At 50.6% G+C, this 14,426-nt stretch carries 10 protein-coding genes; 3 read left to right on the top strand and 7 right to left on the bottom strand.

Going from position 1 to position 14,426, the window contains the following annotated elements; translation table 11 throughout:
• The first annotated feature begins 29 nt into the window (after nt 1-29).
• The 3 genes from GU926_RS14120 (at nt 30) to GU926_RS14110 (ending at nt 3,692) form a co-directional block, all read left to right on the top strand.
• On the top strand, nt 30-2,546 hold the full coding sequence (locus tag GU926_RS14120) for a S9 family peptidase (protein WP_160692989.1): 2,517 nt from the start codon (nt 30-32) through the stop codon (nt 2,544-2,546).
• A 115-nt stretch (nt 2,547-2,661) separates the two neighbouring features.
• A complete protein-coding gene (locus tag GU926_RS14115; protein WP_160692987.1) occupies nt 2,662-3,264 on the top strand; it encodes a hypothetical protein in 603 nt (200 codons plus the stop codon).
• Nucleotides 3,265-3,311: 47 nt separating this feature from the next.
• Nucleotides 3,312-3,692 carry an SRPBCC domain-containing protein gene (locus tag GU926_RS14110; RefSeq protein ID WP_160692985.1) on the top strand — a complete coding sequence of 127 codons (381 nt, stop codon included), beginning with the start codon at nt 3,312-3,314 and terminating at the stop codon, nt 3,690-3,692.
• A 308-nt stretch (nt 3,693-4,000) separates the two neighbouring features.
• Here GU926_RS14110 and GU926_RS14105 read toward each other — a convergent pair whose 3' ends face one another.
• The 7 genes from GU926_RS14105 to GU926_RS14075 form a co-directional block, all read right to left on the bottom strand.
• Complete coding sequence (locus GU926_RS14105) at nt 4,001-5,395, bottom strand: SusD/RagB family nutrient-binding outer membrane lipoprotein (RefSeq protein ID WP_160692983.1); 1,395 nt, start codon at nt 5,393-5,395, stop codon at nt 4,001-4,003.
• Nucleotides 5,396-5,406: 11 nt separating this feature from the next.
• The gene (locus tag GU926_RS14100) at nt 5,407-8,628 is read right to left on the bottom strand and encodes a SusC/RagA family TonB-linked outer membrane protein (protein ID WP_160692981.1); all 3,222 of its coding nucleotides are present in this window, start codon (nt 8,626-8,628) and stop codon (nt 5,407-5,409) included.
• Between the two features lie 316 nt (nt 8,629-8,944).
• Nucleotides 8,945-9,517, bottom strand: a complete 573-nt coding sequence (locus tag GU926_RS14095; RefSeq protein WP_160692979.1) for a 5-formyltetrahydrofolate cyclo-ligase — start codon at nt 9,515-9,517, stop codon at nt 8,945-8,947.
• Between the two features lie 3 nt (nt 9,518-9,520).
• A complete protein-coding gene (gene bshC, locus GU926_RS14090; RefSeq protein ID WP_160692977.1) occupies nt 9,521-11,080 on the bottom strand; it encodes a bacillithiol biosynthesis cysteine-adding enzyme BshC in 1,560 nt (519 codons plus the stop codon).
• A 454-nt stretch (nt 11,081-11,534) separates the two neighbouring features.
• Complete coding sequence (rimO, locus tag GU926_RS14085; protein WP_160692975.1) at nt 11,535-12,899, bottom strand: 30S ribosomal protein S12 methylthiotransferase RimO; 1,365 nt, start codon at nt 12,897-12,899, stop codon at nt 11,535-11,537.
• A gap of 298 nt (nt 12,900-13,197) precedes the next feature.
• Nucleotides 13,198-14,160, bottom strand: a complete 963-nt coding sequence (gene ftsY / locus GU926_RS14080; RefSeq protein WP_160692973.1) for a signal recognition particle-docking protein FtsY — start codon at nt 14,158-14,160, stop codon at nt 13,198-13,200.
• A gap of 111 nt (nt 14,161-14,271) precedes the next feature.
• Nucleotides 14,272-14,424 (bottom strand): DUF4295 domain-containing protein, encoded by a 153-nt coding sequence (locus GU926_RS14075; protein WP_071887815.1) that lies wholly within the window; start codon nt 14,422-14,424, stop codon nt 14,272-14,274.
• Nucleotides 14,425-14,426: the final 2 nt, after the last annotated feature.

Genomic DNA, 14,426 nt, shown 5'->3' with positions numbered 1-14,426 from the left:
GCATACAAACTAACAACTCCACGTTTTACATGAAAACCCTTTATTTCCTGGCGGCCTTTCTATTGGCTGGCCTGGGGTTACAGGCCCAATCTACTGGGCAACAGGCCAAAGGCAATTATCAGCTGGCGGCCAAGTTCTCCCCGAAAAAACTAGAGAAAATCATCTTCTCCACCAACCTGGACCCGCACTGGCTCAAAAAGACGGACCAGTTCTGGTACCAGTATGAGACCACCGGCGGCAAGAACTGGTATGTGGTAGACCCGGCCACCAAAAGCAAGCGCGCCATCTTTGATTTAGATAAACTGGCCGCCGCCATCACGGTGATTGTAAAAGACCCGTTTGACGCCCAGCATTTGCCTATTGAAAACCTTAAGTTCACTGAGGATGAGAAAAGCGTACAGTTTGAGGTGAAGAGTTCTGTGGATGTGGTGAAGAAAGACCGCCTAGACAAAAAGGCCGCCGATTCCCTGGAGAAGAAAACGCACTACTTCCAGTACAACCTTGGTACTCGTCAGCTGACTGAACTGAAGGATTATGAGAAGCCGAAGCGCAAGCCTATGTGGGCCTCCATCTCACCGGACCAAAAGTTCATCATCTTCGCGAAGAACTTCAACCTATACTGGATGGACAAGGCCAACTATGAGAAGGCCTTGAAGAACGAGAAGGACTCTACCATTGTAGAGCACCAACTTACCAAAGACGGCGTGGAGTTCTACAGCTACGGCGGCGATGGCAACGGCGAGACCAACGTAGAGCAGGAGAAAAACAAGAAAAACCGCAAGCCTACATTTGTGCTGTGGTCTCCGGACTCAAAATACTTCATGCTCACGCGCACAGATTCGCGCAAGGTGAAAGACCTGTGGGTGATTCATAACACGGCTACGGGCCGTCCGGCACTGGAAACATACAAGTACCAGATGCCTGGTGAGAAGGAAGCGCCCATCAGAGAAATGGTGTTGTTCAACTTCGCAGAAAAGACGCATAAAAAAATCAACACCGCCGCTTTCAAAGATCAGGAATTGTCTGTGTGGCCAGCCCCGGCCAAGCAAAGCTCACGTGACGATGAGTTCAGACCTAACGTATGGCACGGCACCGCTAACAAGGTGTACTTCACCCGCACCAGCCGCGACCTGAAGAAGATTGACGTTTGCGTGTTGGACATTCCGTCTGGCACCGTGAAGCCTTTGATTGAAGAGCGTTTCAATACCTATGTAGAAGTATCTAGAATTGGCTTAGTGAATGGTGGCAATGAGATGATCCATTGGTCTGAGCGCGACGGCTGGGGCCATTTCTACCTGTATGACGGCAACGGCAAGCTCAAGAACCAAATCACCTCAGGCCCTTTCCACACCGAGGAACTGGTAGCCATTGACGAGAAAGCCCGAGTGCTGTATTTCTCGGCCAACGGCCGCGAAGCCAAGGAAGACCCGTACTTCATGCACTTGTACCGCATCAACTTCGACGGTTCTGGCCTAAAATTGTTGAACAAAGGCGATTTTGACCACAACATGAGCCTAAGCGACAGCCGCCGTTATTTCGTGGACAATTTCTCTAGAGTGAACACCGTGCCCGCCGCCGCTTTGTATGACAACAACGGCAAGAAAGTGATGGATCTGGAGAAGGCTGACTTCTCACGTTTGATGACCACGGGCTACAAATTCCCGGAGCCGTTCAAAGTAAAGGCAGACGATGGCATCACAGATTTGTATGGCGTTATGTACAAGCCCTATGACTTTGACTCTACCAAACAATACCCTATCATTCAGTACATCTACCCAGGTCCGCAGACCGAAGCCGTGAACAAGGCCTTCAGCCGTGGCATGGACCGTGTAGACCGTTTGGCGCAGATGGGCTTCATTGTGATTACCGTAGGTAACCGCGGCGGCCACCCGGCCCGTTCTAAGTGGTACCACACGTATGGCTACGGCAACCTGCGCGACTACGGCTTGGCAGATAAGAAAGCCGCCGTAGAGCAACTGGCCGACCGCTATAGCTTCATTGACATCAACCGGGTGGGCATTACCGGTCACTCGGGTGGTGGCTTTATGTCAACAGCCGCTATGCTGGTGTACCCAGACTTCTTTAAAGTAGCTGTTTCTGGTGCAGGTAACCATGAAAACAACATCTACAACCGCTGGTGGTCTGAGAAGCACCACGGCGTGAAGGAAGTGATTACTGCCAAAGGAGACACCACCTTCCAGTATTCCATTGACAAAAACCCAGACCTGGCCAAAAACCTGAAGGGCCGCTTGTTGTTAACCCACGGCGACGTAGACAACAACGTGCACCCGGCCAACACTATCAGAATGGCCAACGCTTTGATGAAAGCCAACAAGCGTTTTGACTTTGTCATGATGCCCGGCCAACGCCACGGCTACGGAGACATGACCGAATATTCTTTCTGGATGACCGCTGATTATTTCACCAAGTACCTGCTGGGTGACTTCTCCCAACCCGTAGACATCACGGAGATTAACCGAGACCAGGAGCAGAATAACAAGAGCAATGCCGGCGCGCGCAGAGCCACGCCAGAAGAAGAGGAATAGTTTCTTCTGAACATCAGTTAAAATTCAAAAAGCCAGTAGCCTCCCGCTGCTGGCTTTTTGCGTTAAATCTACCTACGGCTCAAAATTGCGTATGCTACAGAAAAACCAGCTGCCTATGCGAAACCTGTTCCCGCTTTTCTTCGCCTTGTTCTTCTTTGCACTGTCTTCCTGCTCCAGAGACAACAACACCCAGTATGAATCTGTACCGGTGGTAGAATCTGAAAGTCAGGTGTTGGGAGCCTCTCCTAAGGCCAGGCACCAGGTGTTCATGGCCAAACTCCCCGCCTTGCCCCTGCCCTTTACGGCTACCTGCGCCTTTCAGTACAAAGAAGCCAAAGAGCCTGACTCTATGGTGGTGGGCACCTATGTGAAGGAGTTTGAGAAGGTGTACAAGAAAATACAGGTAAGCCCCAACGTAGAAGCTATTCTGGCCATTTATCCTACAGATGACCTATTGCCCCGCCTCAGGACATTTGACCACCAGGGAACGGTCTTAGATGAGCAGGATTTGAAATTCAACCCCTGCGGGGAAGAGCCCGGCTTTCAGCACAGCGAGCAGCTTACCATTCAGAAAGATTTAACCATTGTTATTCTGGACAGTACCGCCCGCTGGGAGTTTGACGCCGCCTACCAAGAGATCCCTAAAACCAGAAAACTCACTGTCACCAAAAGAACCTTTAAAGTACTGGACACCGGCGAGATCATAGAAGTCAAGTAAGCCGGTTTTTTGTCTGTACTTTTGCTCTCTGCGCATTCAACCTGTATATGAAAGAATTCAAGAAATATTTTATCGTGCCTGCCTCGCCAGAGGAAGTGTATGAAGCCCTCACCAACCCCACCGTCTTAGAAACCTGGACCGGCGATGCCGTAGAAATGTCCACCACGCCCGGCTCAGAATTCTCGCTTTGGGAAGGAAGCATTGTAGGCAAAAACCTGGAGTTTGAAGAAAACCGCAAGATTGTGCAACAGTGGTATTTTGGGGAGCAGGAAGAACCTTCCATTGTCACCATCAAAACCCACGCCCATAAACAGGGCACCTCTCTGGAAGTAAAGCAAACCAACATTCCAGATGAAGACTATGATGATTTGGTGGAAGGCTGGGAGGAAAGCTACGTAGGTAACCTCATTTCTTTCTTTGAAGGGTAACCATATAGTCTTGAGTCGCGAGTCCTGAGTCTTGAGTCAACTTTACACACCTCGTTTTTGGGCTATTTCCTGGAAAACAGCCCAAAAACGGGAATATCCTTCCTAAACACTTATTACAGTCACCCTTGTTGGTGTTATCACCAACAAGTAGAACATCGCTTCCATTAGGTCTGTTGGTTATACCATTAAAAGGTAGCTGTACTACATGCCTCTTCTTCTTTACTGAACAGATTCTATTCAATAAAACCCATAAAAAAAGAGAAGGCTGGACAAACCCAGCCTTCTCTTTTTTTATGAGCAATGGTTGGCTAGTCTTTGTCCCACCATACTTTTCCGTACAGCGTATCTCCGCCGTTTAATCTTTGCACGGCTGCATTGTAGTTTGCTGCGTTCAGGAAGGCTTCATCTGAGGGGTACATATTGCGGGTAGGGACCGCATTCCCACCCGAAGGGACCAGGTTGTTAGGGTAACCGGTCCTTCTCCATTCTGCCCAGGCTTCATACCCGTTCATGAACAGGTGCACGTAGCGCTGGTTGCCAATCTGCTGCAGGGCATTGGCGGGGTCATAGGCAATGCCGGGCTGGGCCAGCAAGGCACTGGCTCCGTTGGTGCTTCCGGTCCATTGCAGGATGGAGTTCTGCACCGCCAGGTCATAGTTGATTTTAGCCTCTGCGTCACCGCCATCAATCCAACCTAATTTAGCGGCCTCGGCCTTGGCAAACAGGGCCTGGGCATAGGTCACCAGATAGACCGGGGCATTCTGCGCGAAGATGGCCGTCCCTAACAGGGAGTAAGAGGACGTGTTCGGCATACCCGCCGTAGTCCCGAAGGGCAGACCCACGTATTCTTTGGTGGTTTTGGTGGGTTGGCCATACACGAGCAGGCGCGGATCCTCTACCGGCTTCATGTAATCTACCAGCGTTTGGGTTAAGGCCCACCATTCGCGGCCCCTGCTCACTTCACCGTACCAGTAGTTCTGGTTGTTGGCGTCCAGGAGGTGTTTAAACACAAAGCTATCGGCGTTGCTGGTCATGATGCCATCGGTAAGAGCTGCGTTGAATTCTGCCTTGCCTTTGGTAGGGTTCACGTTGGAAAGGCGCAGCGCCATCAGTAATCTGATGGTGTTGCCCAGCTTCTTCCACTTGGTCATGTCACCGTTGTAGATGATGTCATTGGTCACGTTGCCAGGCACTATCTGGTCGTTGGCCTCTTTCAGCAATACAAACAGGCTGTTGTAGATAGACTCCTGCGTATCATAGGCGGGCGTGAAATTAGCGTTCCCCTGCAAGGCCTGGGAGTAAGGAACGTCTCCCCAGCGGTCTGTGATATGCCAGAAGTAATAGGCTTTCAAGATTTTGGCCACCGCCAGTTGGTTAGCGATAGGTCCTTGCAAAGTATTCAGGTCCTGCGACTTGAGCGTCTCCTCTATGTTCATCAACGGCCCTTGGTACAACCCATAAAAGCTGGTGCCGCCGGTAGGATAAAGAGAGGCCGTAGGGTATTGGGTCTCCGCTAGGTACTGCGCCATGAATTCACCCTGCGGCGAAGAACCCAGCCCTGGCAGCGAGAGCATGGCGTTGGCCAGCAGCTGCATCCCTGAAGACGCACTTGGCGCGTTCGGGGTAATGTTAATATCGTCGTCAAAATTATTGCACCCCCCCAGCAGTACACCCGACAGGAGTAAAATATATAACTTCTTCATGATCATTCAAATTAAAAGGTGATGTTAAGGTTTACCCCGTAAGAACGCACGGTGCTCAACTGCCCAGACTCATACCAGCTGATGGACTGGCCTCCGCTGGATAGTTCTGACGGATCTAAGCCTTTAGGGGCCTTCTGCCAGAGCTGCGCCACGTTACGCGAAATCAACGCGATGCCTACTGACTCAAATGGCAGCTTGCCCAATATGGCTTTGTCTAAAGTGTAGCCCAGACGAACCTCTCTCAGCTTCACGTAAGAAGCGTCATACAACCAGTCATCATAGATTCTTCTGGCGGTGGTGCCGTACAGCGTCTGCGGGTTCACATAGACTACCGCTTCCTGACCGCTTACATCTACGCCGTTCACTTTCACGCCAGGGCCATACACGCCTTCAACGCGTACCCCGCCGCCTTCTGCCACTGGGTCACGCACGTTTTTACCGCGGTCATTCATGGCAGCAGTCTCAGCGGCCTGTCCGGTTCTCATAGCCAGCATTTTTGACCTGCTGAAGAACTGGCCTCCCATCTGGTAGTCAATCATGGCAGAGAGGTCAAACTTCCAGACCCTGAACGAGTTTTGGAACCCGCCGGTATAGTCTGGCATCACGCTCCCGAAGTTGTGCGTGGCCGCCGTGAACAACGGCACACCGTTTGACCCTAGCAATATTTTACCCGTGGCGGCATCGCGTTGGTAAGACTGACCCACCAATACTCCAAAAGCCTGGCCGGCATAAGAGTTCAGGTAGCTGGTAGTGGAAGAGTACGTGGTAGAATAGTGGTTGTATACGTCACTGCCTTCTGCTAATTCTACTACCTGGCTTCTGTTTCTGGAAATGTTGAAAGTAGCATTCCAGGAGAATCTCTCGGTTTGAAGCGGGCTTCCTGTTAAAGATAGTTCAAAGCCTTTGTTCTCAATTAAACCGGCATTCACGGTAGCCGTGCCGTAACCGCTGGCGCCAGACACCCGCAGCGGAATGATCTGGTTCTTGTTTTTCTGCTGGTAATAGGTCAGGTCTAGACCCAAGCGGTTATTGAAGAATTTAAGGTCTATGCCTGCCTCATATGAATGCGCGAAGGAAGGTTCAAGCAATGGGTTATTGAGGTTGTCTGGCACTGAAAGCGTATTCACGCTGGTGGTACCTGCGTATACGGTGCCCACGTTGTAGAATGCAGTGGTTTGGTAAGGCTGCAAGTCTGACCCTGCCTGCGCGTAGCTTACCCTAAGTTTACCCAAAGAAAGCGGGTTCCACTTAATCAGTTCGCTGAACACAAAAGACCCGGATAACGATGGATACCAGTAAGAGTTGTTTTTAGGCGGCAAGGCCGAAGAATTATCGTTCCGGAGGGAAGCATCCAGGAAGTATGTGTCTTTGTACCCTAATGACACCATGCCATACAAACTTCTTATTTCTTTTTCACGCAAATAAGAAGCAGTTACCGGGCGGTCAATAGAGGCCTCAATGTTGTAGAAGCCCGGGGCCGAAAGTCCACCCACCGTAGCCATAGACAAATAAGTATACTTGTCATTGAACAAGTTGGCTCCCAGGTTGGCGTTCACAGAAAACCCACCCCACTCTTTGTCATACTGGGCCAGAAACTCATAGTTCATCTGGCGGCCCTGATACTTGCCTGTAGAATACGCTGGCACTGCCTCCTGACCACCAAACCCAATTCTGGACTCTATGTTCTGGGTATACATGTCTGAACGCACAAATCCGCTCAGTTTAACCTCTGGCAGCACTTGATAGGTCATCCCTACGTCCCCAAACAAACGCTCACGGCTGTCGGTGGTGGGGTTTTCATAGGCTTCAAAATAAGGGTTGTTCCAATAGAGGGCCTTGAAGTTGGTTATCTCGCCGCTGGAACCTGGCGTAGGGTTGCGTAAGTTCCACTGCAGGAATGTGCCGTCGTCATACTTATAGTTTTTCAGGCGGTTCATGTCTACGCTGCGTTGGAACCACTGCGTGGTGTAGCGGGCCCCAAACTCAGAGCCTTGGGTTGGACGCTGGGCATTGTTGGTGGCAATGTTGAGGTTGGTGGAGACATTCAATTTCTTGTTGATGTCTATGCCGGCGCTCACGCCTACGTTGTTTCGCTTGAGGAAGGTGTTTGGCTCTACTCCTTGTATTCTGGTATCATTAAAGCTCAACCTGAAGTTGGTGTTCTCACCGCCGCCTGAAATGGTTACGCCATTATTCAGATTGGTGCCGGTTTCATAATAGTCTCTGATATTGTCTGGATGCGCCACAAAAGGCGTCTCCTTGCCAAAGTCTGCGTCCTGCGGGTAAAAACTGTAGAACTGGCGGGCCAGGGTGCCGTCCATTTTGGGTCCCCAGCTTTCATCTACGTCTAATTGCACATACTTCTGTCCGTTGGCCAGTTGGTTCCAGGTTTGCTTAGACCCGCCGCCATACAGATTCTGTAAGGGCATAAAATTGCCGGCCTTCTCAATGGCGAACGCCGAGTTCAGTTGCACGCTTACTTTCTTGGCTCCCTTGGCGCCTTTCTTGGTAGTGATCATGATCACGCCGTACTGGCCGCGTATCCCGTACAAGGCCGAGGCCGCCGGGCCTTTGAGCACGTTAATGGATTCAATATCCTCAGGGTTGATGTCCTGGCCCAGGTTTCCGAAGTCGGCGCCGGCGTCACCCGCGAAGTTGGTATTGGCAATGGGCGTTCCATCCACTACCAACAAAGGCGGGCTGGAGCCATTAATAGAGTTCACCCCGCGTATCACCAGTTTCTGGGTACCGCCCATGCTGGCTCCAGAAGAACCGGTTACCTGCACCCCGGCCACTTTACCGGAAAGGGATCCCAGCACGTTTTGCTCTTTGGTGAAGGTGAGGTTTTCGCCCTGCACCTCTTGGGTGGAATAGCCCAAGGACCGCTCGCTGCGCTCAATGCCCAGGGCCGTCACCACCACCTCTTTCAGCATTTTATTGTCTGGGGCAATGGTCACGTCCACACTGGTCTGGCTGCCTACGGCCACCTCTTTGCTCAGGTAGCCCAGGTAGCTGAAAACCAGCACAGGGTTATCACCAGAGACATTCAATCTAAAGTTTCCTTCACCGTCTGTAGAGGTGCCGTTGGTAGTGCCTTTCACCACCACGCTCACGCCTGCCAGGCCTGTCCCGTCATCTGAGCCGGTCACTTTTCCTCTAATTTCCCGCTGCTGGGCATACGCCACCGCCCATGACATCAGAAAAGTTAATAATAGCAGTAAGGGTTTTTTCATGCTAGTTTGTTTTATGGGTGAGTAAGAAAATGCAAAAGAGTAGGAACAGAAAGAGTTACCTGAAAACTAAATATAAATAATAGCTTTCAGATATATAGCTTTTTGTTGCCTCTAATCCATCTTCCTGCTAGCCCCAAGCAACAAGTAAGTTCAAAACACCACAGAAAAGCACCCCTGCCCTCGTGTACAAGGCAAAGACATGGCTAAAAGATTGGTTGTTAGGAAAGGAGATGCAAGAAGAATTACCTCTTAGAATACTTTCCTTGGAATACAATTTAGAGGGAATAGGAAAATCAGAGGGAGCCCCTGGGAGGAGCTAGAACCAGAAGGTCTGTTGAGGGGTAATCACGGCATCTAAGATTAGATCCAAAGGGTGCACGTCTTCAATTTTGGGAACCGGCGGCTCTAAGGACAGGCCTCGTTTTTGGCTTGTTTTGGGTAAAAAAGCCAAAAAACGATCATAGAACCCTTTGCCGTAGCCTACGCGGTGGCCTTGCAAATCAAACACCAGCAACGGCACCAGCACCAAATCAATTTCTTGTTCTGTGATTTGCTGGGCTTGTACCGGCTCAGGAATTCCCCAGCGGTTGGTGACCAGTTTGGTTTCTGGGGTAATGAGGAAATGCGTCATACTGCAATCCTCCAGATGCGAGACAGACGTAGCCACCCGCACCTCTGGGAACTGTTCCCAAAGTTTATGGATGATGCGCCAGGTATTGATTTCACGGTGGTGCAGAATGGGTAGAAAAACATGCACCGTCTGCCCTTTCACCGGCTGGAAATCCTCAAAAAACCGATTTGCTATCTGGAGGCTCATATCCTCCACCTCGGCCTCAGAGAGATTGCGGCGTTTGGCCAGGTAGGCTTTTCTGAGATGGGCCTTTAACATGGATTAGTCTTCCTGCAGCACGGTAAACTGGTGCCCGAACGGCTGGAACGCTTCTACCAAGTGCTGGATGAAGTCAGGATTGTTAGTCTGGTAAGACAGCAAATTGTCCACGCGCTCCTGCAACACACCCGTGGGGAAGAGTTTCTCCTTGAGGTTGGCCAATTGGTTGTAGGCCGTGTCGTTCTTGTTCTCGATGGCCTTGTTCAGCTTTTTCTCCAGCATTTGCAGGCTTTGCGCACCTTTCTGCGCTTCGGCACCTACTGCTTTCACCAAGGTTGGGTCAATGCTTTGGGCCAATTCTTCTACCTGCTTGTAAGCGTTCTCTAGGGCTTGACGTTGGGCTTCCAGACTCAGTTCTTCCTGATTCAACAGCTCCGCCAGTCGCTTCTTCAGTTCTGGCATGTCTCTGAACATTTCTACCGGGGTAAGCCCCAGTTTCTCCAGGCGATGCGCGTTGGGCTTGGTCAAATACATGGCCGAGTTGCGCAACATCACCGCTGGGTAAGGAACCTGGAATGCCTCAAAGATTCCCTTCAACTGGAACCAGTAGGCCACCTCGGCCCCGCCCCCAATATAAGCCAGGTTGGGCAAGACCATCTCTTGGTACAGAGGCCGCAATACTACATTCGGACTGAAACGTTCTGGATGTTCCTGCAGATGCTGCAGGATTTCTGCTTCTGTAAAAGTCAGGTTGGTGTTTAAGACTTTGTACTGTCCGTCTTCCTGCACAATGCGCTCGCGCAGGTGCTGATCCAAGTAGAACAGGTTAATCTCACGGGTCATGACCTGGGGCTTGTAGCCTTGGGCTTGCAGCGCCTCATTGGTGCGGGTAATTTCTTTGTAAGACGTCTGCTCCGTCAGCTCCTTCTGCACTGCGGGCACAAACAGTTGCTTAAGGGCTGGACTGTCGCCGTCAACGCACACTACACCGTACGTGCCAAACAATCCATTCACAATTTTACGGGTAGCCTCTGCCAGGGTGGTGCTGTTGGTATAGGCTTCCTCAAAAAGTTCGTACTGCTCTGGCAGGGCATCCAGTATCTCATTCAAGCCATCGGTGGCAAAGCGGCCCACGGCGCCTTTCTCCTCGCTCTCCCAAGTGTACTCCTTCCCGAAGAGCGTGAAATGGTTCACTTCGGCAAAGTCGTGGTCTTCGGTGGCCATCCAGTACACGGGCACAAAGATCTGCGCTGGGTACGCCTGCTTCAATGCACGGGCAGTGGTAATGGCAGTGACAATCTTGTAGATGAAGTATAGCGGACCAGTGAAGATGTTGAGCTGGTGGCCGGTGGTGATGGTGTAGGTCTGCTCTTGGCTCAGCGCCAAAATATTGGACTGCACCGCCTCTGGCATCTCTACGCCGTCATACTGGCGCTGAAGTTCCTCTACCAGAATCTGCCGTTGGCTAGCAGGATACCTGCGTTCTTCCATAATCTTGGAAAAGGCAGGTACCTCTGGAAAATGCTGATAGAAAGGCTGGAGTTTGGCATCTCTGTTGAGATAATCCACAACTAATTTAGAGAAGGCGCCGGTGGCGCTATAGTCAATACAGGAAACTTTCATACGGGGAGCGGTCGTCATTTAATAGCAACCTTCGTTGCAAAGGTAAACGCTATTTTGGGATTTGCGTTGGCTCTTGCGTCTCTGTGCTATGAAGGCGGTTGCCTACAGGAAACCGAAATGCCTGTACAAGGTTTTTGAAATGGACGAAGCATTTCTGCTCGTTACCGTTTTTGACTTGTTTTCTGAAAAAGAGACCAAAAACGAATCTTATATAGCGCGAGTCTTCAGACTCGTGATGTGGGATGGGTGGAGTCTTCAGACTCCAATTTGACGCATTGCTGGTTTTAGTGAGTCTGGAGACTCCCTTCATCCTTTGTCACGAGTCTGAAGACTCGCGCCAGAAAAAGAAGCGGCACTTGCCTAAAACAAACAAGGCCCACAGATTCTGAGAACCTGTGAGCCTTACTCCTATTTCGTTTTTAGCTTGTTTCCTGAGAATCAGGCTAAAAACAGTTTATTCTGAAATGGCATCTACCGTAGAAATGTGCATTGCAGATTCCTGCGCGCTTCCTACTACTTCGCCGTACAGGTCAAAGTCAGAAGAATCGGTGATTTTCACGTTAGCGAAGTCTCCCAGACGCACATAGGCGCTGTCTGCTGGCACCAATACTTCATTGTCCACTTCCGGCGAGTCATACTGGGTACGGCCCACATAATAGCCGCTTTCCTTGCGGTCAAACAGCACTTTATAGGTGTTGCCCACTTTGGCTTCGTTCAACTCCATAGAGATGCCCTGCTGCAATTCCATGATGGTATCGGCGCGCTCCTGCTTCACCTCTTCCGGCACGTTGTCTTCCAGGCTGAAGGCGTGCGTGTTCTCCTCATGTGAGTAGGTGAAGATACCCAGGCGGTCAAAGCGTGATTCTTCTACCCACTGGTACATCTCCTCGAAGTCCTTCTGCGTCTCACCAGGGTGACCGGCAATCAAGGTAGTGCGTAGCGCGATGTCTGGTACGCGCTGACGAATGGTGTCTACCAGCTCCAGCGTACGACGCTTAGAAATACCGCGGCGCATTGTCTTGAGCATGTTGTCAGAGATGTGCTGCAACGGCATGTCCAGGTACTTGCAGATGTTAGAACGTTCGGCCATTACGTCCAACGCATCCATCGGGAATTGAGACGGGTAGGCGTATTGCATTCTAATCCACTCAATGCCGTTCACGTCAGACAAGCGTTGTAATAACTCGGCTAGCTTGCGCTCACCGTATTGCTGTAAGCCGTAATAGGTTAAGTCTTGGGCAATCAGGATCAGTTCTTTGGTACCCATGTTGGCTAGGCGCGTGGCTTCGCGTACCAAGTCCTCCATTGGGCGGTCCATGTGCTTGCCGCGCATCAAGGGGATGGCGCAAAACGAGCAGGGACGGTTACAGCCCTCGGCTATTTTAAAGTAGGCGTAATGTGAAGGCGTGGTGATTAGCCGCTCACCAATCAACTCATGCTTGTAGTTGGCTTCTAAGGTTTTCAAGAGCTGTGGCAGTTCCATGGTACCAAAAAAAGCATCTACCTGCGGAATCTCAGTTTCTAAAGAATCTTTGTAGCGTTGCGAAAGGCAACCGGTCACGTAGAGTTTGTCAATGGCCCCGGCGTCTTTGGCGTCTGCGTAGCGCAGAATGGTGTCAATAGACTCTTGCTTGGCATTGTCAATAAAGCCGCAGGTGTTCACAATGATGATGTTGGCATCGTCTTTCTCAGAGTCATGCACTACATCAAACTCATTGGCCTGCAACTGGCCCATCAGCACCTCTGAGTCTACCAGATTTTTGGAGCAACCCAGGGTGATTACGTTGTATTTGTCTTGTTTAAGGGATCTTACTTTCACGTGCCTTCTACTTTAGCCTGTTTTCTTTGATGGAAGGGCAACAACCAAACAGGCTCTTTTGGTTTAGTCTGCGCCCAATTAAATGGATATATTCAAATTTCACTCGCTCGCGTCCCGCGAGTGTGAGATACCTACAGCCTCTGGCTGCTTTCTACTTATGCCCAACACGGCCAGAGGCCGGAGTGACTCACACTCGCGGGACGCGAGCGAGTGGGAATTGTGGGATTGGAATTATATCTATTTGACACCTCTAGCTTCCGTTTTTGGCTTCTTTTCTGGAAATCAGCCCAAAAACGGCCTATTTGTTTTTAGAGAACAAAGAGTCCACGAATTCGCGCTTGTCAAATACTTGCAGGTCCTCTACCCGCTCGCCCACTCCAATATATTTCACAGGAATCTTGAATTCGTCTGAGATACCAATGATAACGCCACCTTTGGCAGTTCCGTCCAATTTGGTCACGGCTAGGGCAGTTACCTCGGTGGCTTTGGTAAACTCGCGGGCTTGAATCACGGCGTTCTGCCCGGTGCTGCCGTCTAAGACGAGCAATACCTCATGCGGAGAGGCGTCAATGACTTTCTGCATCACGCGTTTGATTTTAGTAAGCTCGTTCATCAAGCCAACTTTGGTATGCAGACGGCCAGCGGTATCAATGATGACCACATCAGCGCCCATCTCCACGCCTTTCTTCACGGCGTCATAGGCCACAGAGGCTGGGTCTGTGTTCATGCCATGGTCCACCACCGGAATACCCACGCGGTCACCCCAGATTTTAAGTTGGTCCACGGCGGCGGCTCTAAACGTATCTCCAGCACCCAACACAACCTTCTTTCCGGCTTTATGAAACTGCGAGGCTAGCTTACCAATGGTAGTGGTTTTGCCCACACCGTTCACGCCTACTACCATGATCACGTACGGCTGACCGCCGGTGTCTGGAAGGCTGAAGTCTGCGGCAATCCCGCCTTTGTTCTCCTCCATGAGCTCCATGATCTCTTCGCGCAGGATGCGGTCCAGGTCAGAAGTGCCTACGTATTTGTCACGGGCTACACGTTTCTCAATGCGCTCAATGATTTTAACCGTGGTGCCAATCCCCACGTCTGCGTGCACCAAAACGGTCTCCAGCTCATCTAGAACCTCTTCGTCTACTTTAGACTTACCAACTACTGCTTTGCTAAGCTGGTCCAGGAAGCTGGTCTTGGTTTTCTCAAGGCCTTTGTCCAGAGAATCTTTTTTGTCTTTGCTGAAGAAACCGAAAAGTGCCATAGCGGTGGGTAGAGGCGATTGGGTTGATTAGATTAAAAAGGCTTGAATACCAAAAAAGTCCCTGGTATGGAGGGACTTTTACAGGTATATCTTGATTGCGATATAAGGCAATTATTTTTTAAGAGCGTCTTGAACTTGGTCAATCGGCACCATCTCTTCTCTAAAAGTGTAAGCGCCAGTCTTAGGAGACTTAACAGCTTTGATCACCTTCGCCCAGTCTTTACCAGTGGCGGTCTTCAGGGTTGCAACTACTTTCTTAGCCATGG

It is taken from the genome of Nibribacter ruber, from assembly GCF_009913235.1.
GTDB lineage: Bacteria > Bacteroidota > Bacteroidia > Cytophagales > Hymenobacteraceae > Nibribacter > Nibribacter ruber.
This window is presented reverse-complemented; position numbering and strand designations above follow the sequence as displayed.

What these genes read in the sequence shown, in the direction of transcription:
- GU926_RS14120 (WP_160692989.1), top strand. Translation starts at nt 30, where the DNA reads ATGAAAACCCTTTATTTCCTGGCGGCCTTTCTATTGGCTGGCCTGGGG.
- GU926_RS14115 (WP_160692987.1), top strand. Translation starts at nt 2,662, where the DNA reads ATGCGAAACCTGTTCCCGCTTTTCTTCGCCTTGTTCTTCTTTGCACTG.
- GU926_RS14110 (WP_160692985.1), top strand. Translation starts at nt 3,312, where the DNA reads ATGAAAGAATTCAAGAAATATTTTATCGTGCCTGCCTCGCCAGAGGAA.
- GU926_RS14105 (WP_160692983.1), bottom strand. Translation starts at nt 5,395, where the DNA reads ATGAAGAAGTTATATATTTTACTCCTGTCGGGTGTACTGCTGGGGGGG.
- GU926_RS14100 (WP_160692981.1), bottom strand. Translation starts at nt 8,628, where the DNA reads ATGAAAAAACCCTTACTGCTATTATTAACTTTTCTGATGTCATGGGCG.
- GU926_RS14095 (WP_160692979.1), bottom strand. Translation starts at nt 9,517, where the DNA reads ATGTTAAAGGCCCATCTCAGAAAAGCCTACCTGGCCAAACGCCGCAAT.
- bshC (WP_160692977.1), bottom strand. Translation starts at nt 11,080, where the DNA reads ATGAAAGTTTCCTGTATTGACTATAGCGCCACCGGCGCCTTCTCTAAA.
- ftsY (WP_160692973.1), bottom strand. Translation starts at nt 14,160, where the DNA reads ATGGCACTTTTCGGTTTCTTCAGCAAAGACAAAAAAGATTCTCTGGAC.
- GU926_RS14075 (WP_071887815.1), bottom strand. Translation starts at nt 14,424, where the DNA reads ATGGCTAAGAAAGTAGTTGCAACCCTGAAGACCGCCACTGGTAAAGAC.